The organism is Streptomyces sp. GL_140, from assembly GCF_057834465.1.
Window position 1 is genome coordinate 6,976,459 of sequence record NZ_CM174404.1, and the last position, 21,344, is coordinate 6,997,802.

The following is a 21,344-nucleotide window of genomic DNA, read 5'->3' on the forward strand; positions in this document are numbered from 1 at the left end:
CCGCCCTCGTACGTGTTGTAGGGACAGTAACCCGCAGGTAACTGGTCCGCCAGAGTGCGCACATGTGACCTGTGCCGCTCAAATGTACCGATCATCGATCATCGATCAACCGGCCCTCCAGCGGGCCGTGCACCGGGCCGTGCACCCGGCCGCCGTCCAACGTCCCGGAACCGCGCGTGCCGACCGCCCCGGCCCCCTAGGGTGGCCTGGTGAACGACGTGTTGGAGCGCCTGCGGGCGGAATCGGCCGGGGCCGCCGAATACGTGGCGCTGGCCGGGGCCGGCCCCGACGAGCTGGCGGCCTCCCTCTCCGAGGCCGGCCGGCCGCTGTGGGCCCGGGAGCTGGCCGCGTACCGGCTCGGCCTGGCCGGGGACCGGCGGGCCTTCGAAGCGCTGGTCCTGCTGCTCAACCACCGGGACCCGCCGCGCTGCGAGGCCGCGGCGCAGGCGCTGGCCGTCCTGGGGGACCCGCGCACCGCCCGCGCGGCGGCGGCCCTGGCGACCAACGAACTGCGGACGGCCTACGCCCTGCACCCGGTCCGGCTGCTGGCGGCGCTGCGCGCCCCCGAATCCGCCCCGGCGCTCATCCGCACCCTGTCGCGGCTGCTCGCGCCGAACGACCCGTACTGGCGGGTGGCGCTGGCCTGCGTGGAGGGGCTGGGCGCGCTGGCGGACCGGCGCGCCCACGAAGTCCTCGTACGGGCCCAGTCGCACCCGCGGCTGGCGGTGGCGGCGACCGCGGCCCTGCGGGGGCTGGAAGCGGGAATCGGCTAGGGCTGGAACGCGGCTGGGGCTGGAACTCGGCCGGCGCCGGAAAGGGAACTCAGCTGGCGAACCCGGTCTTGAAACCGGTGCCGAAACCGGCGCCGGAGCCGGTCCTGAACCCGGTCCCGGACTCGGCCTCGAACCCGGTCGCGGCCTCCGCCCGGTTCCGCTCCGGGACGATCGCGAAGGCCTCGATCTCGATCAGCAGTTCGGGTCGGAACAGCGCCGACACCTGGACCGCCGAGGAGGCCGGGAGGCGGTCCGGGGCGAACACCTCGTCACGGGCCGCGCGCACCGCGGGGAGGTGGGCGACGTCGGTGACGAAGTAGGTCAGCTTCACCACGTCCTCGAAGTCCGCCCCGGCCGCCGCCAGGCACCGGCGCAGGTTCTCGAACACCTGCCGGGCCTGGGCGTCGGCGTCGCCCTCGCCGACCACCTCGCCCTTCTCGTCGAAGGCGCACTGCCCGGACACGGCGACGAACCGTCCGGTGCCCCAGACGACATGGTTGTACCCGGTGCCGGGGGCGACGCCCTCCGGCGCGGCGATGCGGGTGAGATGGCCGTCCTGTGAAGTGGTCATGGGGACGATCCTGCCCGCTGCGGCCCCGACGGCCAAGCCCCGGCCCGGACGGCCGGGACCCGGACGGGCCGCCTGGCCGGGACCCGGACGGGCCGCTCGGCCCAGGAGTTGACCGCTCAGCCCCGGAAGCCCAGCAGGCCGTGCAGCGCCGCGCCGCCCGCCGACGGCGGGACCGCACGGGTCGCGGGGACCGGCTTGGGGGCCGGCTGGGCGGGGCAGGTGGCGTCCGCGGCCCTGCCGGTCAGCAGGTACGAAGTCAGCTTCTCGTCCAGGCACTTGTTGCCGCTGAGCGCGATCCCGTGGTTGCCGCCGCCCTGTTCGACCACCAGCGCGGAGCCCGCGAGCTTGCGCCGCATGCTCACCGCGCCCTCGTAGGGGGTCGCCGCGTCCTCCGTCGCCTGGAAGAGGAGCGCCTGCGGGAGGGCGGTGTTGGTGACGTCCGGAGCCTGCAGCGGCTCGGTCGGCCAGAACGCGCACGGGGCGTTGTACCAGGCGTTGTTCCAGGTCATGAAGGGCGCCTTGGCGTGCGTGCGCCACATGTCGGCGCGCCACTTGTTCCAGTCCTTGGGCCACGCCGAGTCCCGGCACTGCACGGCCGTGTACACGCTGTAGCTGTTGCCCGCCGAGGGCTCCACCGCGCCGAACTTCTCGTACGCCGCCACCAGCGGCTTCGGGTCGTTGTCCACGGAGTAGGAGGAGAACGCCGCGGCGAGGTGCGGCCAGTAGCCGTTGTAGTAGCCGCCCGGCATGAAGGTGTCCTCCAGCTCGGCCGGACCCACCTTGGCGCCCGCCGGGGCGGTGCGCAGCGCCGAGCGCATCTCGTACCAGCGGGCCTCGACCTCCGCCGGGTCGCTGCCCAGGTGGTAGGTGGAGTCGTACCGGGCCACCCACGCCAGGAAGGACTTGTGGCGGGCGTCGAAGGCCTGGTCCTGGGCGAGGTTGTCCTCGTACCAGACCCCGGCCGGGTCGACGACCGAGTCCAGGACGAGGCGGTGGATGCGGTCGGGGTGCAGCTTGGCGTACACCGCGCCCAGGTAGGTCCCGTAGGAGTAGCCGAAGTAGCTGAGCCTGTCGGCGCGCAGAGCGGCCCGCAGCACCTCCAGGTCCCGCGCCGCCGAGACCGTGCCGATGTACGGGAGCACGTCCGCGTGCTTGGTCTGGCAGGACTCGGCGAAGGACTTCACCCGCTCCAGGTTGGCGCGCTCGGTCTCCTCGTCCAGGGGGACGGAGTCGGGCCGCACGGGGGTGAAGTGCCCGGCGCCGCAGTCCAGGACGGGCTCGCTCTTCCCGACTCCCCGGGGGTCGAAGCCGATCACGTCGAACTGGCCGGCGACGTCCTTGGGCAGCGCGGAGGCGATGTAGCCGGCCAGGGTGCGGCCGCTGCCGCCGGGGCCGCCCGGATTGACCAGCAGCGGGCCCTGGGAGCGGGCGGCGGTGTGCGGGACCCGGGTCAGGGCGAGGGAGATCTGCCGGCCGTCGGGCCGGTCGTGGTCGAGGGGGACCTTCAGGGAGGCGCACTGGAGCGTCGGGTAGCGGGACATGGCGCAGTTGGACCACTTCAGGGGCGCCGGCGCGGATGCGGGCGCGGGCGCGGCGGGGGCGGCGGCCGTCATCGGGCTCGCGAGGGCGGCGGCGACGGTGGTGACCGCCAGCAGGACGGCGGCGCGCTTCTTGAGGGGCGGACGGTTCACGGGGCTCATAGGGCCTCCCAGCCGAGGGTTCTGGGCGGAATCGTCCCGGAACACTCGCCCGGAAAGGGGGATTGGGCGCCCTATTGGCCCGATGTGATGACCCTTCAGTCGGTCGTACGGTCGTACGGGCGGCCGTGCGCGGCCTCAGATCAGGCTCAGCTGGGTGGGCCCGGAGGCCCCGGGTTCGGCGGGCCGCTCCGGCAGGACGGTCCGGCGGCCGCGCCCGCTCCCGCCCGGTCCGATGCCGAATTCGGCGGCGAGCTCGTGGACTTGCCGGGTGATCATGCGCTGGTACCAGGTGGGCGCGTACGAGCCGCCCGCGTACATCCGCTCGTACCGCTCGACCAGGTGGGGGTGGTGCTCGCCCAGCCAGGCCGTGAACCACTCGCGGGCCCCGGGCCGCAGATGGAGTACCAGGGGTGTCACGGAGGTCGCGCCCGATTCCGCGACGGCCCGGACGGTGGCCCGCAGCTGCTCCGGGGAGTCCCCGAGGAAGGGGATGACCGGGGCCATCAGGACCCCGCACTCGATGCCCGCGTCGGTCAGGGTGCGCACGGCGTGCAGCCGGGCGGCGGGGGAGGGGGTGCCGGGTTCGACCGTGCGCCACAGGGCGGTGTCGGTGAAGCCGACGGAGACGGAGATCCCGACGTCGGCCACGGCGGCGGCCTCCTGGAGGAGCGGGAGGTCGCGCAGGATCAGCGTGCCCTTGGTGAGGATGGAGAAGGGGTTGGCGCGGTCGCGCAGCGCCCCGATGATCCCGGGCATCAGCCCGTATCGGCCCTCGGCTCGCTGGTAGCAGTCGACGTTGGTGCCCATCGCGATGTGCGCGCCGGTCCAGCGGCGGGCGGCGAGCTCGCGGCGCAGGAGGTCGGGGGCGTTGGTCTTGACGACGATCTGGGAGTCGAAGCCGATGCCGGTGTCGAGGTCGAGATAGCTGTGGGTCCTGCGCGCGAAGCAGTAGACGCATGCGTGGCTGCAGCCCCGGTAGGGGTTCACCGTCCATTCGAACGGCATCCGCGAGGCCCCGGGGACCCGGTTGAGGATCGAGCGCGCGCGCACCTCGTGGAAGGTGATCCCGCGGAATTCGGGGGTGTCGAAGGTGCGGGTGACGACGGCGGCGGCGCCGAAGAGCGCGGCGGGGCCGGCGGGTCGGCTTCCGCCGTCCTTCGTTTCGTTGCTCAGGCTGTCCCAGCGCATGGTGCGGCTCCTCTTGGGCCTGTCGTCAAAGTGCCGTCTGCCCCGCGACGTCCGGCACGCACTCTCGCCGCACCGGGCGAAAGCCCACGTACGTCCAGTACGCGGACTTCCGCCCGGCACACCGAGAGCACGCACCGGACGTCGCGGGGCCGCCCTCCGGGCGACGACGCCACTTTGACGACAGGCCCAAGATGGCTCGCTCCCGAGAATAGAACAAACGTTCCCATGATCGTGCGGGACGTGTTTGCCAGTGCCTTTCCCGTCCGGTCCGCTGCCGCGTCCGACCCGGATTTGGGCGCCCGCCCCGGAGGTGGTTGGCTTGCCGCGACGAGAGATCACCACTGTTGGAGGAGCACCCATGGCGCAGGTCGAGGCCACCACGGAGCGCATCATCACGGCGGACGCGGAGACCGTGTTCGACGCGCTGGCCGACTACACCGGTACCCGGGGGAAGCTGCTGCCCGAGCACTTCAGCGAGTACGAGGTGCGCGAGGGCGGCGACGGCGAGGGCACCCTCGTCCACTGGAAGCTCCAGGCCACCAGCAAGCGGGTGCGCGACTGCCTGCTCGAGGTCAGCGAGCCCACCGACGGCCAGCTCGTGGAGAAGGACCGCAACTCCTCCATGGTCACCACCTGGACCGTCACCCCGGCCGGCGAGGGGCAGTCCAAGGCCGTCGTCACCACCGTGTGGAACGGCGCCGGCGGCATCGGCGGCTTCTTCGAGCGCACCTTCGCGCCCAAGGGCCTGGCCCGCATCTACGACACCTTCCTCGCCAACCTGGCCGCCGAAGTCCAGGGCTGAGCAACGCCGTTGCGGTGAGGCCGGGGCAGGACCCGAAGGGGGCGACCTGGGCCTCACCGGATCGGGTGAACCGGACGCGGCGGCCCGCCGACGCGCGGTCCGGCGCGCCCACGGGCGTGGCCCCGGGGTCCCGTGGGGTCGGGCGGTTAGGGTGGGGGTCTGAGCGCTACCGACCGCCCGGGGGCCCGATGAAGATCCTCATCTCCGCCGACATGGAAGGCGCCACCGGCGTCACCTGGCCCGCCGACGTGCTGCCCGGGACGCCGCAGTGGGAACGCTGCCGGACGATGTTCACCTCCGACGTGAACGCCGCCGTACTCGGCTTCTACGACGCGGGCGCCGACCAGGTCCTCGTCAACGAGGCCCACTGGACCATGCGCAACCTGCTGCTGGAGCGGCTCGACGCCCGCGTCGAGATGCTCACCGGCCGCCACAAGACCCTCTCCATGGTCGAGGGGGTCCAGCACGGGGACGTCGACGGCATCGCCTTCGTCGGCTACCACACGGGAGCCGGAGCCGAAGGGGTGCTCGCCCACACCTACCTCGCCAACTCCATCACCGGGGTCTGGCTGAACGGGATCCGGGCCAGCGAGGGAGTCCTCAACGCGCACGTCGTAGCCGAGTACGGGGTCCCCGTGGTGCTCGTCACCGGAGACGACCTGACCTGTATGGACGCCGCGGGCTACGCCCCGGACGCGGTGACCGTCGCCGTCAAGGACCACGTCTCGCGCTACGCCGCCGTCTGCCGCACCCCCGCCCGCACGGCCGCCGACATCAGGGCCGCCGCCAAGACGGCCGCGGCCCTGGCGGTCCGTCACGAACCGGTGCGCGGGGGCCCCTTCGCGGTCGAGGTGGAGTTCGACGCGGAGCACCTGGCGATGGCGGCCACGGTGGTACCCGGCGTCGCGCGGTCGGGCGAGCGCAAAGTCGCGTACACCAGCGCGACCATGTACGAGGGGATCCGGACCTTCAAGGCGGTCACGACGATCGTCTCGGCAGCGGTGGAGGAACAGTATGGCTGACATGTCCGACCCCAGCCCCAGCTCGGTCCTGGACGCCCCGGTGGACCGGACGGCCCTCGACGAGGCCGTGGAGTTCACCTCGGGTCTGATCCGCATCGACACCACCAACCGGGGCGGCGGCGACTGCCGCGAGCGGCCGGCCGCCGAGTACGTCGCCGAGCGGCTGGCGGAAGCCGGAATCGAACCGGTGCTGCTGGAGCGCACCCCCGGCCGCACGAACGTGGTGGCCCGGATCGAGGGGGCCGACCGCTCCGCCCCCGCCCTCCTGGTCCACGGCCACCTCGACGTGGTCCCCGCCGAAGCCGCCGACTGGCGCGTGGACCCCTTCTCCGGCGAGGTCCGTGACGGGGTGGTCTGGGGCCGGGGCGCCGTCGACATGAAGAACATGGACGCGATGGTGCTGGCCGTCGTACGGGCCTGGGCGCGGGCCGCCGAGAGAGGGCTGGACTGCAGACCCCGCCGCGACATCGTGATCGCCTACACCGCCGACGAGGAGGACAGCGCGATCGACGGAGCGGGCTTCCTCGCCGACCGGCACCGCGAACTCTTCGAAGGCTGTACCGAGGGCATCGGGGAATCGGGCGCCTTCACCGTGCACCCCGGCCCCGGACGGCCCCCCCTCTACCCGATCGCCGCCGGCGAACGCGGCACCGCCTGGCTGAAGTTGACGGCCACCGGCACCGCCGGACACGGCTCCAAGCCCAACCGGGCCAATGCCGTCAGCCGGCTCGCCGCCGCCGTGGCCCGGATCGGCGAACACCAATGGCCGGTCCGCCTCACCGACACGGTCGTCGCCTGCATCACCGAACTGGCCGCACTCCAGGGGCTGTCGGTGGATCCGCGGGCCCCCGGCTTCGACCTCGACCCCGTCCTGCGCGAGCTCGGCCCGGCCTCGGCCCTCGTCGGGGCGACCGTCCGCAACAGCGCCAACCCCACGATGCTCAGCGCCGGTTACAAGCTCAACGTCATTCCCGGCACGGCCACCGCCTTCGTGGACGGCCGGATGCTGCCCGGCGGCGAGGCCGAGTTCATCGCCACCCTCGACGAGCTCACCGGCCCCGACGTGCGCTGGGACTTCCACCACCGCGAGGTGGCCCTCGAAGCCCCCGTGGACGGACGGACCTACGCGATCCTGCGCGAGTCCGTCGAGCGGTTCGACCCCGAAGGGCACGTGGTCCCCTTCTGCATGGCGGGCGGCACCGACGCCAAGCAGTTCTCCCGCCTGGGCATCACCGGCTACGGCTTCTCCCCGCTGAAGCTGCCGCCCGGCTTCGACTACTGGTCCCTCTTCCACGGAGTGGACGAGCGGGTCCCCGTCGACGCCCTGCACTTCGGCGTGCGCGTCCTGGACCACGCGCTGCGCACCCTGTGATGGAGCCGCGCACCGCTCCCTACGGCAGCTGGCCCTCGCCCATCGACGCCGCGCTCGCCGCCTCCCACGACGGGCGGCCCGAGTACGTCGGCACGGTCGGCCCCGAGGTGTGGTGGACCGAGCCCCGGCCGGCCGAGGGCGGCCGACGCGCGCTGGTCCGGCGGTCCGTGAACGGCGGCCACCCCGTCTCGGTGCTGCCCGCGCCGTGGAACGTGCGCAGCCGGGTCACCGAGTACGGCGGCCGGCCCTGGGTGGGCACCGAACGCCCTTCGGGCGGACCGTTTTTGGTGTTCTCGCACTTCCCCGACCAGCGGCTGTACGCGTACGAGCCCGACGCGCCCGGCAGCCCCGCCCCGCGTCCGCTGACCCCCGTCTCGGCGGTCGGTGGAGGGCTGCGCTGGGCCGACCCGGTGCTGCGTGGCGGCGAAGTCTGGTGCGTGCTGGAGGAGTTCACCGGCCCCGGACCGACCGATGTGCGCCGGGTCCTGGCCGCCGTACCGCTGGACGGATCGGCCGCCGAGGACCGCTCCCGGGTGCGGGAGCTGACCGACGACCGGTACCGGTTCACCACCGGCCCCCGGATCTCACCGGACGGGCGGCAGGCGGCCTGGCTGGTGTGGGACCACCCCCGGATGCCCTGGGACGGCACCGAGCTCAGGCTCGCCGAGGTCACGCCGGACGGGCGGCTCGCGCAGCCGCGTACCGTACTCGGCGGACCCGAGGAGGCCGTCGCGCAGATCGAGTGGGCGGATGACGGGACCCTCCTCGCGGTGAGCGACCGGGGCGGCTGGTGGAACCCGTACCGGGTGGAGCCCGCAGCGGGCGACGCGGTCAACCTGTGCCCCCGGGAAGAGGAGTTCGGCGGCCCGCTGTGGAAGCCCGGACTGCGCTGGATCGCCGCGCTGCCCGGAGGGCTCGTCGCCGTCCTGCACGGACAGGGCTCCTCCGTTCTGGGCGTGCTCGACCCGGAGAGCGGCGACCTGGTCGACGCGGCCGGACCGTGGACGGCCTGGCAGCCCACGCTCGCCGTCAGTGGCAGCCGGGTCTACGGGGTCGCGGCCAGCCCGCGCAGCGCGTACGAGGTGGTGGAGCTGGACACCGCCACCGGGCACGCCAGGGTGGTGGGCGGCGGGCGGGCGGATCCGGTGGACCCGGCCTACTACCCGGAGCCGCAGAGCCGGACCTTCCACGGCCGCGGCGGCCGGCAGATCCACGCCCACGTCTACCCGCCGCACCATCCGGAGCTGCGGGCCCGGGACCGCGAACTGCCCCCGTACGTGGTGTGGGCGCACGGCGGGCCCACCGACCACGTGCCGCCCGTACTCGACCTGAACATCGCCTACTTCACCTCCCGCGGCATCGGCGTCGTCGAGGTCAACTACGGCGGCTCCACCGGCTACGGACGCGCCTACCGGGAGCGGCTGCGCGAACAGTGGGGCGTCGTCGACGTGGAGGACTGCGCGGCCGTGGCCCGCGGTCTGGCCGCGGAGGGCACCGCGGACCCGGACCGCCTCGCGATCCGCGGCGGCAGCGCGGGCGGCTGGACGGCGGCGGCCTCACTGGCCTCCACCGGGCTCTACGCGTGCGCGGCGGTGATCTACCCCGTGCTGGACCTGCGCGGTTTCGCCGAGGAGACGCACGACCTGGAGTCCCGCTACCTCGACGGTCTCGCCGGCCCGCCGCGGACCCTGGAGCGGATCAGCCGCGAACGCTCCCCGGTGGCCCGCGCCGACCGGATCACCGCGCCGTTCGTCCTCCTCCAGGGCCTGGACGACCCGGTGTGCCCGCCCGCCCAGGCCCAGCGGCTGCTCGACGCGATGCGCGGCCGCTCGGTGCCGCACGCGTACGTGGCCTTCGAGGGCGAGGGGCACGGCTTCCGGCGCGCGGACTCGATGGTCCGGGCGCTGGAGTCGGAACTGTCGCTGTACAGCCAGGTGTTCGGCATCGAGCGGACGGACGTGCCCAGGCTGGTCCTGGAGCCGTGAGCACCGGGCCCCGGCACCCGGAGTGCTGCTCGGGCAATCCGGCCGGGGAGGTCTAGCCGGTGCGCAGCCAGACGCGCAGCGGGCCGACCGGGCGGAAGCCGTGCCGGGCCGCGGTGTCGAGGTCGTCGCCGGACTCGTAGCCGACGACGTCACGGCCCGGCCACAGCCCGTCGATCGAGGCGAGGGCGCCGGTCCAGGCGGCGTCGTCCGGGGTCCCGTCGGCGGTGAAGACGTTGGAGATGCCGACGACTTCACCGGTGCGGTTGGCGACGGCTCCGGCGAGGATCCGCCCGTCGGGGTCCCGTCCGGCGAAGAAGGCTATGTCGGCGGTGAGGAGCGCGGGGCGGAACAGGCCGGTGCTCTCCTCCCCGTCCCAGGCGGCCTCCCAGGCCTCCAGCTCGTCGGCCGAGCCGACCCGGGACCAGGCGAGCGAAGGGGCGGGGGCGGGCGCCGCGGCGGCGGCCGGGGCCGGGCGGTGGATCCACTGGGCGTCGAAGAGGACCTCGAAGCCGTCCGGTGCCAGGTCCAGGAGGGCGAAGCTGTCCTTCACCGAACAGCCGGGGGCACCGGTGTCGATCGAGGTCAGGACCGCCTCCGCGGAGGCCTCCGTGCTGAGGGTCACCGCGTCGGGGTAGTAGGGCGGGGTCCGCCGCGCACTGGTCCAGACGTCCTCGCCGAGCGAGCCCTCCAGCCCGTGCGCACGGCACACGGCATCGCACCACTCCGCGTTGTTCAGCGCTGCCAACAGGCGGATTCCGTCGATCTGTCCGTCGTGCTGTCCGTCGTTCTCTCCGTTGATCACGACGGTGATGGTGCCATACACCTACCCTGTGGGTGTGGTCGATTTCCGTTACCTCCTCACGGGCCCCCGCGTGGGGCTGCGCCCCTTCCGGCTCGCGGACGGGCCGGAGTTCACCGCCCGGGTCGGCGAGAGCCGGCGGCTCCACCACCCCTGGCTGTCCCCGCCCGCCACGATCGAGGCGTACGAGCCCTACGCGGCCCCGCTGATCGAGGGCGCGGGCCGGGCCGGTTTCCTCGTCTGCGAGCGGGAGACGGGCGCCATCGCCGGCTTCGTCAACGTCAACAACATCGTCCGGGGCGCCTTCCAGAGCGGGGCCCTGGGCTACGGGGCCTTCGCGCACGCGGCGGGCCGCGGACTGCTCGGCGAAGCCCTCGACCTGGTCCTCGGCCACGCCTTCGCGGCGGACGGCCTCGGCCTGCACCGGCTGGAGGCCAACATCCAGCCGGGGAACACCGCCTCCATCGCCCTCGTGCGCGGCCGCGGCTTCCGGCTGGAAGGCCTCTCCGCGGACTTCCTCCACGTCGACGGCGCCTGGCGGGACCACGAACGCTGGGCGATCACGGCCGAAATGCCTCGTCCCCCGGCCCCCCATCGCACAGGATGAGTCCATGCGAACCCTCGTACTCCTCGACGCACCGTCCAACCTCGGGCTCCGGCCTCCCGCGCCCGGCACGGTACCCGGCGTGTACAAGCTGGCCGGGGCCCTGCGCGAGCAGGGGCTGCTGGCCCGGCTCGGCGCGCGCGAGGGCGGGGTGGTCGTCCCGCCGCGCTACGACCGTGGGGAGTGGAAGGAGGGGGACGGGGTGTTCCACGCCGGGCCCCTCGCCGAGTACACCGTCGCCCTCGCCGACCGGATCGAGGGCCACCTGCGCTCCGGCGAGTTCCCCGTGGTCCTCGGCGGCGACTGCTCCATCCAGCTGGGCGCCTCGCTCGCCATGCGCCGCCTCGGGCGGTACGGGCTGGCCGCCATCGACGGCTCCGCCGATTTCCGCCACCCCGGCAACGCGGCCGTCAACGGGCCCGTCGGAGCCGCGGCCGGCGAGGAACTGGCCCTGGCCACCGGGCGGGGCCAGGCCGGACTCGCGAACCTGGAGGGCCTCGCGCCCTACCTGCGCGACGAGGACCTACGGCTCTTCGGGCTGCGCGACGGCGACCCCGACCTCACCGAGCTGCGCGCCGCCGGGATCTTCGCCGCCACCGTCGGCGCGATCCGCGACCGGGGCGCCGGGCCGGTGGCCCGGACGGCCCTGACCGGGCTGCAGCCACCGGCCACGGCCGGGTTCTGGGTCCACCTGGACGCCGACGTACTGGACCCGTCGGTGATGCCGGCCGTGGACAGCCCGGACCCCGGCGGGCTGATCCCGGACGAACTCGCCGAGCTGCTCGGAGTGTTGATCAGCTCTCCGCGCTGCGTCGGCCTCAACGTCACCATCTACGACCCGGACCTGGACCCGGAGGGCCGCGCGGGCGCACTGCTGGCCGACCTGGTGGCGGGAGCGTTCGCGTAGTTCGCGTAGGAGGTCCGGACCGCCGGGACGGCCGGGCGCCCTGCCGTCCCGGCGGGCGGCCCCCGGCGGTCAGACCCCGATCGCGCCGTCGATGCGCTCGCGCAGCAGGTCCGCGTGGCCGTTGTGGCGCGCGTACTCCTCGATCATGTGGATCAGTACCCAGCGCAGCGAGACCTCGCCCAGCCACCCGTCCTTCCCGGACACCTCCAGATCGGGCGCCCGCGCCGCGAACCCCTCGGCGAACGCCACCTCCGCCCGCCACGCCTCCCAGGCCCCCTCGACCACCGCGGCCTGCGGCGCGGCGCCGTCGAAGTCCCCGTCGGGATCCTCCGGCGAGGAGAACAGGGCCGGGGCGTCCTGTCCGGCCAGCGCCCGCCGGAACCAGCGGCGCTCCACGTCCGCGAGATGGCGCACCAGCCCGAGCAGCGACAGCGTGGACGGCTCCACCGACCGGACGGCCAACTCCGCCTCCAGACCCGCGCATTTGTGCTCCAGCGTCGCGCGCTGCGCCGCCAGCATCGCGGTGAGCATCGCTCGCTCGTCACCGGTCGTGGGGCGTCCCCTGAACTCGCTCTCGGCCTCGGCTCCGCCGAAGAATTCGGCCCTTCTGCTGCGTTCCGTCATGCGCCCATTGTCGATCAACGCTCCGCACCCGGAAGGGCTTTGCGTAATCCTGACCGGTGGTGATGCGCCGAATCCCTGTGCACCGGCCGCCGCGGCGTGTTCCATTTCCCCATGGCCACCACCGTCAGCCGCTCCGTGCTCACCCTCCCCGCAGCACCCCTGGGTCCAGAGAACCCGCTCCCCGCCCTGCGCGCCTTCGACGAGGTCCACGAACTCGACGACCGGGCGCGCGAGGGCCTGCCGCGCGACATGGCCCGCCAGATCGGCTACGAGCCGCTGCGCTCGCTGCTGCCCGTCCGGATCCGGGACGGCTACCAGCGCCGGCGCACCGAGCGGGACATCGAGACGATCGTCATCGAGAACGCGCATCTGCGCGTCACCGTCCTGCCGGGACTCGGCGGCCGGATCCACTCGCTCGTGCACCTGCCGACCGGACGCGAACTGCTCTACCGCAACCCGGTGTTCCAGCCCGCCAACTTCGCGCTCAACGGCGCCTGGTTCTCCGGCGGCATCGAGTGGAACATCGGCGCCACCGGCCACACCACCCTCTCCTGCGCCCCGCTGCACGCGGCCCTGGTCCCGGCGCCCGACGGGGGCGTGATGGTGCGGCTGTGGGAGTGGGAACGGCTGCGCGACCTGCCCTTCCAGGTGGACCTGTGGCTGCCCGAGGACTCGGAGTTCCTCTACGTCGGGGTCCGCGTGCGCAATCCGCACGAGCGGCCCGCACCCGTCTACTGGTGGTCCAACATCGCCGTGCCCGAGGGCCCGGACACCCGCGTCCTGGCCCCGGCCGACCGGGCCTGGCACTTCGGGTACGAGCGCTCCCTGCGGCGCATCCCCGTACCGCGGTGGGAGGACGAGGACCGCACGTACCCGCTGCGCAGCGAGTACCCCGCCGACTTCTTCTACGAGGTCGAGACCGGCGCCCGGCCCTGGATCGCCTCCCTGGAGGCGGACGGGCGGGGCCTCGTACAGACCTCGACGGACCGGCTGCGCGGCCGCAAGCTCTTCGTCTGGGGCGCGGGCGAGGGCGGCCGGCGCTGGCAGGAATGGCTGACCGAACCGGGCACGGCCGGGTACGCGGAGATCCAGGCCGGGCTGGCCCGGACCCAGCTGGAGCACGTACGGCTGGAGGCCGGGGCCGAGTTCAGCTGGCTGGAGGCCTACGGGGCGCTGTCCGCGGACCCGGCCGCCGTGCACGGGGACGACTGGGCGGCGGCGCGGGGCGCGGCCGGGGCGGCACTGGATTCCGCGCTCCCCGGGGCGGCCGTGGACGCGGCCTACGAGGCGTGGCGCGGGTTTGCCGACACCGATCCGGGGGAGCGGCTGGCGACCGGCTCCGGCTGGGGTGCGCTGGAGGTGCGGTGCGGGGGGTACAAGCTGCCCGGCACCCCCTTCCCGCCGGACACGCTCGGCGAGGAGCAGGCGCCTTGGCTGGAGCTCTGGCGCAGCGGGGTGTTCCCCGCACCGCGCCGGGTGGCGCCGCCCGGCCCGAGCCTGGTGGCCCCGCACTGGCGGGACATGCTGGAGACGGCTCGGGCGGACCCGCTGACCGAGTACCACCTCGGGGTCGCGCAGTGGCACGCCGGGGACATCGCCCAGGCGGTGCGCAGCTGGGAGCGCGGGCTGGCGCTGGCCCCCTCGCGGTGGCCGCTGCTGAGGTGCCTGGCGCTGGCCGACGGCCTGGCCGGGGACCGGGCGCGGGCGGCCCACTGGTACGCCGAGGCCTTCGAGGACCTGGCCCAGGAGAGCCGGGGCGGCGACGGCTGGCTGGCCGCCGAATCGGCGCTGGGCCGGGAGGCCCTCACCGCCCTGCTGGCGGCGGGGCTGCTCACGCAGGCCCGCGCGGTGTGGGACCGGCTGCGGCCCGCGCTGCGCGACGAGGGCCGCTTCCGGCTCGCGGCGGCCCGGCTGCTGGCGGCCGAGGGCCATGTGGGCGCGGCCCGGCGGGTCTTCGAGGAGGGGTTCGAACTGCCCGACCTCCGCGAGGGCGACGAGATCCTCTCGGAGGTCTGGGCCACGCTCACGGACCGCCCGCTGCCGCGCCCGTACAACTTCCGGATGCGCCCGCCGGGGCACCGGGACCACAAGGGCCAGGAGGCCGGCTAGGGACCGGCCGGGGACCGGCTAGGGACCGGCTAGGAGACCACCCCGTCGGCGACCAGGCCCGCGAGCACCGCTTCGCCGAGGGTCTGGACCGCCGACTGCGGGCGGACCATCACGGTGATCTCCTTGATCAGGCCCTCGCCCGCGGCGCCGCCCTGCGCGCCCTCCGCGTCCTCGGTGGCGAGGTGGAGCATGTCGATGCCGTTGATCTGCTTGCCGTTCACGGTGGCCCGGAAGGCCAGGACCCCCGCCGGGCCCTCGGCCCCGTCGGCCGCGGCTTCCACGCTGCCCTCGAACCGGCCGATGTAGTGCAGGTCCTCGAAGGTGCGGATGAGGACTCCGAAGAGGGCCATCACCATCGCCCTGCCCTCGAAGGGCGTGAACTTCACGGGGCTGTAGAGCCGGACGTCCTCGGTGAGCAGGGCCTCCAGGGCGGTGAGATCGCGGTGGTCGACGGCGGCGCGGAAACGGTCCACGGTGCTCATGAACTCTCCTGGATAGTCAACGATGTGATTAGTCAGTTTCTTGACTATCATGAGTCGTGCCCCGGTGAACAGGCATCGGTGCACGGACACGAGGACATGAGGAGGCGGACCGTTGGCCCTGCGTCACGCCGTGCTCGCGGCCCTGCTCGACGAGGAGCTCAGCGGCTACCAGCTGGCCAAGTCCTTCGGCATGGGCGTGGCCAACTTCTGGCAGGCGCTGCCCCAGCAGGTCTACGCCGAGCTGACCAAGCTGGAGGGGGAAGGGCTCATCGCGGGCCGGGAGGTCGTCCAGGAGAGCCGCCCCAACAAGCGCCTCTTCCAAGTCACTTCCGCGGGAATGGCCGAGCTGGAACGCTTCGTCGCCGCCGACACCAAGCCCTCCTTCATCCGCGACGACCTGCTCGTGAAGGTCCAGGCCGCCGGCTGCGTCGACACCGACTCGCTGATCGCGCAGCTCACGGAGCGGATCGCCTTCGCCGACACCAAGATCGAGATGTTCGACTCCCTGCTGCGCAAGATGCGGGGCGAGCTCGCCGAGGAGGAGTTCCTGCGCCACGGCGAGCGGATCGGCCCCTACCTCACCTGTCTGCGCGGCCTGGAATTCGAGCGGGCCAACCGCGCCTGGTACGAGCGCACCACCACCATCCTGAGCGAGAGGCGGACACCCCGTGTGGAGCGATGAGCGGAGCCGCCCCTTGCGGTACGTGGCTCTCGGCGACAGCCAGACCGAAGGCGTCGGCGACGGGGACGACGCCACCGGGCTGCGCGGATTCGCCGACCGGCTCGCCGAGTTGATGGCGGACCGGGTCGACCCGGAGATCCAGTACGCCAACCTGGCCGTACGGGGACGCCTCGCGGGCGCGGTCCGCGCGCAGCAGCTCGCCCCGGCCCTCGCGCTCCGCCCCGACCTGGCCACCGTCGTCGCCGGGGTCAACGACATCCTGCGGCCCGGGTTCGACGCCGACGAGGTGGCGGGAGAGCTGGAGGCGATGTTCGTCGCGCTCACCGCGCAGGGGGCCCGGGTGGCGACCGTCACCTTCCCCGACGTCACGCGGCTCATCCCGCTCGCCAAGGGCGTGGCCCCGCGGATCACCGCGCTCAACCACCGCATCCGGCAGGCCGCCGGGCGGCACGGGGTGGCCCTCGCCGACTTCGGCCCCCACCCCGCCACGACCGACCCGCGGATGTGGAGCTTCGACCGGCTGCACGCCTCTGCGCTCGGGCACGCCCGGATCGCCGCCGGGCTCGCCCAGTCGCTGGAGCTGCCCGGCAGCGACGACTCCTGGACCCGTCCGCTGCCCGGCCCGGCGCCGCTCGGGCCGAAGGGCCTGCGCGGGGCCGCCGGGGAGGTGCGGTGGGCCGTCGGGTTCCTCGGACCGTGGATCGGGCGACGGCTGCGCGGGCGCTCCAGCGGAGACGGGCGCTCGGCCAAGCGGCCCGCGCTGCTGCCCGTACGCGGTTCCGTGGACGGCTCGGTGGGCGCGTAGGCGCCTACCTGCCGCGGGCCCTCGGCTCCCGGGGTCAGGCGCGGGCGATGATCTCGCCGTTCAGGACCGAGAACCAGGCGTCCGGGGAGGCGCCCCAGGTGTGCCAGGCGTCCGCGATGGCCGCCAGCTCCGCCTCGGTCGCGTGTCCGCCGCCGGTCGCGATCCCGGCGTAGGCCGAGGCCTTCGTACGGTCCGCCCACAGCGCGGACCACCACGCGGCCTCCTCCTGGGTCGCGTAGCACCAGGACGTCGCCGTGCAGGTCACGTCCGTGAAGCCCGCCGCCCGCGCCCAGGAGCGCAGCCGGCGTCCGGCGTCCGGCTCGCCGCCGTTGGCGCGAGCCACCCGCCGGTACAGGTCCAGCCACTCCTCCAGCCCCGGGGTCCGCGGGTACCAGGTCATCGCCGCGTAGTCCGCGTCCCGGACGGCCACGATCCCGCCCGGGCGGCACACGCGGCGCATCTCGCGCAGGGCCTGGACCGGGTCTCCGACGTGCTGCAGCACCTGGTGGGCATGGACCACGTCGAACGAACCGTCCGGGAAGTCCAGCGCGTGGACATCGGCCGTGGCGAACTCGATGTTGGTCAGCCCGCGCTCCCGCGCGTACGCGGCGGCCTGCTCGATCACGTCCTGCGCGGCGTCCACCGCCGTGACCCGGCCCTGCGGCCCCACCAGCTCCGCCAGGTCCGCCGAGATGGTGCCCGGACCGCAGCCCACGTCCAGGACGGACATGCCCGGACGCACCTCGCCGATCAGGTACGCGGCCGAGTTCTGCGCCGTGCGCCAGCGGTGCGAGCGCAGTACCGACTCGTGGTGTCCGTGGGTGTAGACGGCGGTCTCGTGCGGGGCGTTGGCGGAATGCGCGGCGTTCATGGCCGGGTCTCCTTCGTCGTCGAAGCGATGGTGCCACCGTAAAGGATCAGTTCGAGATATGAGATATGCGTATTGACATGTGGACACCATCCTTGTGTGTCAAGGGGATTGGTCAGGTCGGTGGCAGGGTGTGGTGGGTGCGAGGAGAGTGAACCCGGGGGAGGGGGCGACCCTGGCGAAGGACGGCGAAGGACGGTGAGAGCCATGCCGGAGCAAGTGCCGGACACGCAGGCGCCGGATGCGCGGGCGGGAGGCCCGCAGGCGACGGACCCCCGGATGCCGGACTCGCCGCTCGGCCGTCACGCGCAGGCCCTGCGGTTCTTCGGGGAGCGGGTCCGCGCAGTCGCGGACACCCAGTGGGACGCGCCGACGCCCTGTACCGAGTGGAGCGTGCGCGACCTGGTCAACCACGTCACCTCCGAACAGCTGTGGATCCCGCCGCTGGTGACCGAAGGCCGCACCGTCGAGGAGCTCGCCGACGCCTTCTCCGGCGATGTCCTCGGCACCGACCCGGTCGACGCCTGGGACCGGGCCTCGGTCGCCGCGCACGCCGCGTTCACCGCGCCCGGAGCACTGGACCGCACCGTCCGGCTGTCCTACGGGCCCGCGCTCGGGTCGGCGTACTGCTCCGAACTGACCCTCGACTGCGCCGTGCACGCCTGGGACCTCTCCCGGGCCATCGGCGCCGACGACCGGCTGCCCGACGACCTCGTCGAGTTCGCCATCAAGGAGGTCATGCCCTACGCGGACGGGCTGGCCGCGAGCGGCATGTTCGCCGCGCCGCTGGAGGTGCCGGCCGGGGCGAACGCCCAGACCCGGCTGCTCGGGCTGCTGGGGAGGGACGGCTGACCCCGGTCCCGACCGCCCGCCGGGCCCCGGTGGCCACAACGCGCGAGGCGGGACGAATAACCGTATAAAGGCATCGTTGGCGAGCGCGGGTACGGCAGGAAGAGGTGGCGCGCGGTGTCGGGGATCCAGCGCACGACGGCCGAAGGCCGGGGCCCGGTCCGCTACGGTCCGCCCGCCCCGCAGCCGGGCCTGCCCGTCCTGCCCGAGCTCACCGCCGTCCTCGCGGCAGCCGCCTGGCGGTCAGCCCCCGAGCCTCCGGGCGGGGGAGAGCCCGTACGGTCCGCGGCGGCCCGGCACTGGGGGCGGCGCGGACTGCCGACCGACCCCGACAGCGTGGCCGCCGGGCCCGGCGCCCCCGCCCTGCTGCTCGCGCTGCTCGGCGCGTACGGCGGGGACGTCATGCTGCCCCGCCCCTGTCCCGCCTGGTGGACGCCGCAGGTCCGGCTGCTGGGACGGCGGGCCTACCACGTGCCGACCCCGGCCGAGTGCGGCGGAGTACCGGACCCGTACGCACTGCTGGAGACGGTGCGCCGGGTGCGCGCCGAGGGCGGGGACCCGCGCGTCCTGCTGCTGTCCGTGGCCGACGACCCGACGGCCACCGTGCCCTCGCCGGAGCTGCTGCGCGAGGCCTGTGAGGCCGCCGCGTCGGCCGGGCTGTTCGTCGTCAGCGACGAGACCTGGCGCGACACCGTCCACCGGCCGGTCCACCGGCCGCACGACATGGTGGTGCTCAGCCCCGCCGAGATGCTGCCCGACGAGGTGGCGGTCCTCCTCGACCTCTCCGGCGCACTGCTGCCCGCCGGCTGGCCCGCCGCCGTCGTCCGCTTCCCCGGCACCCCGCGCGGCACCTGGCTGCGGGCCCGCAGCCTGGACGTGCTCACCGCGACCGGCGCCTTCGTGGCCGGCCCCGTCGCCGGGGCCGCCGCGCACGCCCTCGACGAACCCGCCCACGTGGCCGGCCGCGCCGCCGCGGCCTCCGCCCTGCACGGGGCGGTGGCCGCCGCCGCGCACCGGGAACTGCTGGCCGTCGGGGCGCTGGCCCGGCCCCCGCAGGCCGGCCGACACCTCTACGCCGACCTGACTCCGCTGCGCGCGGGGCTCGCCCGCCAGGGTGTCGGCGACGCGATGGAACTGGAGGACTGGCTGGGCGGCCGGCTCGGCGCGCCGACCCCCGGCGGGCAGCGGTTCGCCGACGAACCGGTCGCCCTGCGGGTCCGGCTGTCGACCGGCCCGCTGCTGGGCGCCACCCCGGAGGAGCGGCTCGCCGCGCTGACCTCGAGCGACCCCCTGGGCCTGGCACACGTGCGGGACTCCCTGGAGCGGCTCCGGTCGGTCCTGGCCGGACTGTCCGACTGAGCCGTCGACCCGGCCATCGGACCGAGCTGCCCGACCGAGCCGTCCGACCGAGCTGTCCGGCTCCCGCCGGTGAACGGAGACTTCTCGATGAGGGATCAGACGGACGCCCCCGGAACCGCGCCCGGGGCCGCCGCCCCGGCTCCGCCGCCGTCGTCCGTCACCCGCAGGTGCGGCCGGCGCCCAGCGCACCGGCGTCGGCAGAACTGGGCGGCGTACGCTTCGACTTCGTCCCCGCGCACCACTGGTCGAAGCGGTCGCTGCTCGACGCGTGCCGCACCCTGTGGGGCGGCTGGATCCTCATCGACCTGCGGGCCCTGTAGTACGAGACGGCCTAGCTGTTGCCCGACCTGAACAGGAGGTCCTCGACCGTCTTGAGGTCCCGGTTCCAGTAGGTGACCCGGGGGTTGGAGCCGACGGTGAGGGAGACGACGTCCTTGGGCACCGCGTGGTCGAGCATCCCCACGTCCCGGTTGCTGTCGAAGGCGCGGTCCTGGTAGCCCATGGACACCGCCGTCACGGTGACCGTGTCCTCGCCCGGCCGGAAGACGAACAGGCCCGCGTACGCCTTCTCCTTCGGCCCGATCGTGGCGATCGCCTGCGGCTTGGGGCCCACCGCGGGGAGCGGACCCTCGATGGTGGCGCCGAAGCCGACGCGCGGATAGTGGTAGAGGGTGCAGGCCTTGTCGGTCATGTTGGTGGCCGTGATCAGGAGGTGCTGCCCCGAGTCCTGGCGGTAGGTCGACAGGGCGATCGAGAGGTCGTTGTCGTTGCACGCCGTGGCGGCGTCCTTGCCGCCGCCGGAGCCACCGGATCCGCCCGTGCCGCTGCTCGGACTCCGCGAGGCGCCGGGCGTTCCGCCGCCGGGCTTGGCGGTGCCGGCCGTGCCGGGGGTCCCGGAAGGGGCGGGGGTGCGGGTCGCGCTCGGACTGCCGGAGGGGGTGGGGCTCTTGCCGTCGCCTCCGCCGTCGGACCGGCAGGCCGTCGACGACAGGAGCGCGGCGACGGCCGTGACCCCGAGTGCGTAGGTCTTCCAATGGGTGCGGACAGTGCGCATGGTGGCCCCCGTGTGCTTCGCATGGCCGGAACGGATTGGTCGATCGCCCCGTTCATGCCCCGGGGCGGTCACCGGAGTCCTTGCCCCGGGCAACCGTTACTGACCCAGGACATGGGGGTGGTCGTTCCGTGTTCCGGTCGGCCGGGTCAGCTGCTCAGGCGCCGCCACAGGGCCGGGGCCGCGCTGATGACCAGGGTGAGGGCCACCGCCAGGACCACGCCCTTCCAGGGGTCCGAGAAGAGGGAGCCGCCCAGGATCCCGATGAGGCCGTAGGTCGCCGCCCAGGCCAGGCAGGCCGGGCCGTCGCCGCGGGCGAAGCGGCGCAGCGGGAGCTCCGCCAGCAGACAGGCCAGCATGACCGGGATCCGGCCGCCCGGGAGCAGCCGGGAGACCACGAGGACCAGTACCCCGTGTTCGTCCAGCTTGCGCTGGGCCTGCGCGAGGCGTTCGGGGGAGGCCCGCCGCCGCAGGGCCTCCAACCACCGCGAGCCGTTGCGGGAGTGGACCCCGCGCCGGCCCAGCCAGTACAGCGCCAGGTCACCGGCGAACGCGGCCAGCGAGGAGGCCCCGAACACCAGCAACAGGCCGAAGGGCAGCGAGTCCTGGTGGAAGGCCACCACCGCCGCGGTGCTCACCAGCGCGCCCGTCGGGATGACCGGCACCAGCGCGCCCAGTGCCACCAGCACGAACAACGTCGGGTAGCCGACGGCCTGCTGGGTGGATTCGCCGGGGACCTGCGCCGTGCTCCCGGCGAGCTGGTGCAGGGCCGAGGACATGGCCACAGCCATG

General features: G+C 74.0%; 20 protein-coding genes and 2 pseudogenes. 13 read left to right on the plus strand and 9 right to left on the minus strand.

What is annotated here, in order from left to right; all coding sequences use genetic code 11:
- The first annotated feature begins 209 nt into the window (after window positions 1-209).
- Complete coding sequence (locus AC3IYJ_RS32495) at window positions 210-773, plus strand: HEAT repeat domain-containing protein (protein ID WP_489398073.1); 564 nt, start codon at window positions 210-212, stop codon at window positions 771-773.
- A gap of 160 nt (window positions 774-933) precedes the next feature.
- Here AC3IYJ_RS32495 and AC3IYJ_RS32500 read toward each other — a convergent pair.
- The 3 genes and pseudogenes from AC3IYJ_RS32500 to AC3IYJ_RS32510 form a co-directional block, all read right to left on the minus strand.
- Window positions 934-1,344, minus strand: a pseudogene (locus tag AC3IYJ_RS32500) (RidA family protein); the annotation flags it as partial.
- Between the two features lie 116 nt (window positions 1,345-1,460).
- A complete protein-coding gene (locus tag AC3IYJ_RS32505) occupies window positions 1,461-3,044 on the minus strand; it encodes an alpha/beta hydrolase (RefSeq protein ID WP_489398074.1) in 1,584 nt (527 codons plus the stop codon).
- A 135-nt stretch (window positions 3,045-3,179) separates the two neighbouring features.
- Window positions 3,180-4,232: an Rv2578c family radical SAM protein gene (locus AC3IYJ_RS32510; protein ID WP_489398075.1), complete on the minus strand. Its 1,053-nt coding sequence runs from the start codon at window positions 4,230-4,232 to the stop codon at window positions 3,180-3,182.
- A gap of 358 nt (window positions 4,233-4,590) precedes the next feature.
- On the opposite strand from AC3IYJ_RS32510, the gene AC3IYJ_RS32515 reads away from it, so the two are divergent.
- The 4 genes from AC3IYJ_RS32515 to AC3IYJ_RS32530 all read left to right on the plus strand — a co-directional run bounded on the left by AC3IYJ_RS32515 (window position 4,591) and on the right by AC3IYJ_RS32530 (window position 9,413).
- Window positions 4,591-5,034, plus strand: coding sequence for an SRPBCC family protein (locus tag AC3IYJ_RS32515; RefSeq protein WP_330299453.1), 444 nt, complete (start codon window positions 4,591-4,593; stop codon window positions 5,032-5,034).
- 188 nt (window positions 5,035-5,222) lie between these two features.
- On the plus strand, window positions 5,223-6,056 hold the full coding sequence (locus AC3IYJ_RS32520; RefSeq protein WP_489398076.1) for a M55 family metallopeptidase: 834 nt from the start codon (window positions 5,223-5,225) through the stop codon (window positions 6,054-6,056).
- The gene (locus AC3IYJ_RS32525; protein ID WP_489398077.1) at window positions 6,049-7,428 is read left to right on the plus strand and encodes a M20/M25/M40 family metallo-hydrolase; all 1,380 of its coding nucleotides are present in this window, start codon (window positions 6,049-6,051) and stop codon (window positions 7,426-7,428) included. The genes AC3IYJ_RS32520 and AC3IYJ_RS32525 overlap by 8 nt, the downstream gene beginning before the upstream one ends.
- Window positions 7,428-9,413 (plus strand): prolyl oligopeptidase family serine peptidase, encoded by a 1,986-nt coding sequence (locus AC3IYJ_RS32530; protein ID WP_489398078.1) that lies wholly within the window; start codon window positions 7,428-7,430, stop codon window positions 9,411-9,413. Before AC3IYJ_RS32525 ends, AC3IYJ_RS32530 begins: the two co-directional genes overlap by 1 nt.
- Window positions 9,414-9,465: 52 nt before the next feature.
- Here AC3IYJ_RS32530 and AC3IYJ_RS32535 read toward each other — a convergent pair whose 3' ends face one another.
- The gene (locus AC3IYJ_RS32535) at window positions 9,466-10,215 is read right to left on the minus strand and encodes a hypothetical protein (RefSeq protein ID WP_489398079.1); all 750 of its coding nucleotides are present in this window, start codon (window positions 10,213-10,215) and stop codon (window positions 9,466-9,468) included.
- Between the two features lie 34 nt (window positions 10,216-10,249).
- On the opposite strand from AC3IYJ_RS32535, the gene AC3IYJ_RS32540 reads away from it, so the two are divergent.
- Together AC3IYJ_RS32540 and AC3IYJ_RS32545 are read left to right on the plus strand one after the other, a co-directional pair.
- Window positions 10,250-10,819, plus strand: a complete 570-nt coding sequence (locus AC3IYJ_RS32540; protein ID WP_489398080.1) for a GNAT family N-acetyltransferase — start codon at window positions 10,250-10,252, stop codon at window positions 10,817-10,819.
- A 4-nt stretch (window positions 10,820-10,823) separates the two neighbouring features.
- The gene (locus AC3IYJ_RS32545) at window positions 10,824-11,723 is read left to right on the plus strand and encodes an arginase family protein (RefSeq protein ID WP_489398081.1); all 900 of its coding nucleotides are present in this window, start codon (window positions 10,824-10,826) and stop codon (window positions 11,721-11,723) included.
- A 69-nt stretch (window positions 11,724-11,792) separates the two neighbouring features.
- Here the strand turns inward: AC3IYJ_RS32545 and AC3IYJ_RS32550 are convergent, their stop codons facing one another.
- Window positions 11,793-12,347 carry a DinB family protein gene (locus tag AC3IYJ_RS32550; RefSeq protein ID WP_489398082.1) on the minus strand — a complete coding sequence of 185 codons (555 nt, stop codon included), beginning with the start codon at window positions 12,345-12,347 and terminating at the stop codon, window positions 11,793-11,795.
- A gap of 111 nt (window positions 12,348-12,458) precedes the next feature.
- On the opposite strand from AC3IYJ_RS32550, the gene AC3IYJ_RS32555 reads away from it, so the two are divergent.
- Window positions 12,459-14,456 (plus strand): DUF5107 domain-containing protein, encoded by a 1,998-nt coding sequence (locus AC3IYJ_RS32555; protein WP_489398083.1) that lies wholly within the window; start codon window positions 12,459-12,461, stop codon window positions 14,454-14,456.
- A 29-nt stretch (window positions 14,457-14,485) separates the two neighbouring features.
- On the opposite strand, the gene AC3IYJ_RS32560 is transcribed toward AC3IYJ_RS32555, so the two are convergent.
- Window positions 14,486-14,938, minus strand: coding sequence for a nuclear transport factor 2 family protein (locus AC3IYJ_RS32560; RefSeq protein ID WP_489398084.1), 453 nt, complete (start codon window positions 14,936-14,938; stop codon window positions 14,486-14,488).
- Window positions 14,939-15,050: 112 nt separating this feature from the next.
- Between AC3IYJ_RS32560 and AC3IYJ_RS32565 the strand changes: the two genes are divergently transcribed.
- Window positions 15,051-15,620, plus strand: coding sequence for a PadR family transcriptional regulator (locus AC3IYJ_RS32565; protein WP_489398085.1), 570 nt, complete (start codon window positions 15,051-15,053; stop codon window positions 15,618-15,620).
- A 13-nt stretch (window positions 15,621-15,633) separates the two neighbouring features.
- Window positions 15,634-16,425, plus strand: coding sequence for an SGNH/GDSL hydrolase family protein (locus tag AC3IYJ_RS32570; RefSeq protein ID WP_489398086.1), 792 nt, complete (start codon window positions 15,634-15,636; stop codon window positions 16,423-16,425).
- 34 nt (window positions 16,426-16,459) lie between these two features.
- Here the strand turns inward: AC3IYJ_RS32570 and AC3IYJ_RS32575 are convergent, their stop codons facing one another.
- Complete coding sequence (locus AC3IYJ_RS32575; protein WP_489398087.1) at window positions 16,460-17,296, minus strand: methyltransferase domain-containing protein; 837 nt, start codon at window positions 17,294-17,296, stop codon at window positions 16,460-16,462.
- A gap of 276 nt (window positions 17,297-17,572) precedes the next feature.
- Here AC3IYJ_RS32575 and AC3IYJ_RS32580 point away from each other — a divergent pair, with 276 nt between their 5' ends.
- The 3 genes and pseudogenes from AC3IYJ_RS32580 to AC3IYJ_RS32590 all read left to right on the plus strand — a co-directional run.
- Complete coding sequence (locus AC3IYJ_RS32580; RefSeq protein WP_489402999.1) at window positions 17,573-18,145, plus strand: TIGR03086 family metal-binding protein; 573 nt, start codon at window positions 17,573-17,575, stop codon at window positions 18,143-18,145.
- A 123-nt stretch (window positions 18,146-18,268) separates the two neighbouring features.
- Window positions 18,269-19,501: an aminotransferase class I/II-fold pyridoxal phosphate-dependent enzyme gene (locus AC3IYJ_RS32585; protein ID WP_489403000.1), complete on the plus strand. Its 1,233-nt coding sequence runs from the start codon at window positions 18,269-18,271 to the stop codon at window positions 19,499-19,501.
- A gap of 194 nt (window positions 19,502-19,695) precedes the next feature.
- Window positions 19,696-19,806: pseudogene (locus tag AC3IYJ_RS32590) on the plus strand (MBL fold metallo-hydrolase); the annotation flags it as partial.
- A 26-nt stretch (window positions 19,807-19,832) separates the two neighbouring features.
- Here AC3IYJ_RS32590 and AC3IYJ_RS32595 read toward each other — a convergent pair.
- Both AC3IYJ_RS32595 and AC3IYJ_RS32600 read right to left on the minus strand, forming a co-directional pair.
- Entirely contained in the window at window positions 19,833-20,555 is a 723-nt protein-coding gene (locus tag AC3IYJ_RS32595) for a DUF4232 domain-containing protein (protein WP_489398088.1), read from the minus strand.
- A 146-nt stretch (window positions 20,556-20,701) separates the two neighbouring features.
- Window positions 20,702-21,343, minus strand: a complete 642-nt coding sequence (locus AC3IYJ_RS32600; protein WP_489403001.1) for a DedA family protein — start codon at window positions 21,341-21,343, stop codon at window positions 20,702-20,704.
- Window position 21,344 lies beyond the last annotated feature (1 nt).

What these genes read in the sequence shown, in the direction of transcription:
- AC3IYJ_RS32505 (WP_489398074.1), bottom strand. Translation starts at nt 3,044, where the DNA reads ATGAGCCCCGTGAACCGTCCGCCCCTCAAGAAGCGCGCCGCCGTCCTG.
- AC3IYJ_RS32510 (WP_489398075.1), bottom strand. Translation starts at nt 4,232, where the DNA reads ATGCGCTGGGACAGCCTGAGCAACGAAACGAAGGACGGCGGAAGCCGA.
- AC3IYJ_RS32515 (WP_330299453.1), top strand. Translation starts at nt 4,591, where the DNA reads ATGGCGCAGGTCGAGGCCACCACGGAGCGCATCATCACGGCGGACGCG.
- AC3IYJ_RS32520 (WP_489398076.1), top strand. Translation starts at nt 5,223, where the DNA reads ATGAAGATCCTCATCTCCGCCGACATGGAAGGCGCCACCGGCGTCACC.
- AC3IYJ_RS32525 (WP_489398077.1), top strand. Translation starts at nt 6,049, where the DNA reads ATGGCTGACATGTCCGACCCCAGCCCCAGCTCGGTCCTGGACGCCCCG.
- AC3IYJ_RS32530 (WP_489398078.1), top strand. Translation starts at nt 7,428, where the DNA reads ATGGAGCCGCGCACCGCTCCCTACGGCAGCTGGCCCTCGCCCATCGAC.
- AC3IYJ_RS32545 (WP_489398081.1), top strand. Translation starts at nt 10,824, where the DNA reads ATGCGAACCCTCGTACTCCTCGACGCACCGTCCAACCTCGGGCTCCGG.
- AC3IYJ_RS32550 (WP_489398082.1), bottom strand. Translation starts at nt 12,347, where the DNA reads ATGACGGAACGCAGCAGAAGGGCCGAATTCTTCGGCGGAGCCGAGGCC.
- AC3IYJ_RS32555 (WP_489398083.1), top strand. Translation starts at nt 12,459, where the DNA reads ATGGCCACCACCGTCAGCCGCTCCGTGCTCACCCTCCCCGCAGCACCC.
- AC3IYJ_RS32560 (WP_489398084.1), bottom strand. Translation starts at nt 14,938, where the DNA reads ATGAGCACCGTGGACCGTTTCCGCGCCGCCGTCGACCACCGCGATCTC.
- AC3IYJ_RS32575 (WP_489398087.1), bottom strand. Translation starts at nt 17,296, where the DNA reads ATGAACGCCGCGCATTCCGCCAACGCCCCGCACGAGACCGCCGTCTAC.
- AC3IYJ_RS32580 (WP_489402999.1), top strand. Translation starts at nt 17,573, where the DNA reads ATGCCGGACTCGCCGCTCGGCCGTCACGCGCAGGCCCTGCGGTTCTTC.
- AC3IYJ_RS32595 (WP_489398088.1), bottom strand. Translation starts at nt 20,555, where the DNA reads ATGCGCACTGTCCGCACCCATTGGAAGACCTACGCACTCGGGGTCACG.
- AC3IYJ_RS32600 (WP_489403001.1), bottom strand. Translation starts at nt 21,343, where the DNA reads ATGGCTGTGGCCATGTCCTCGGCCCTGCACCAGCTCGCCGGGAGCACG.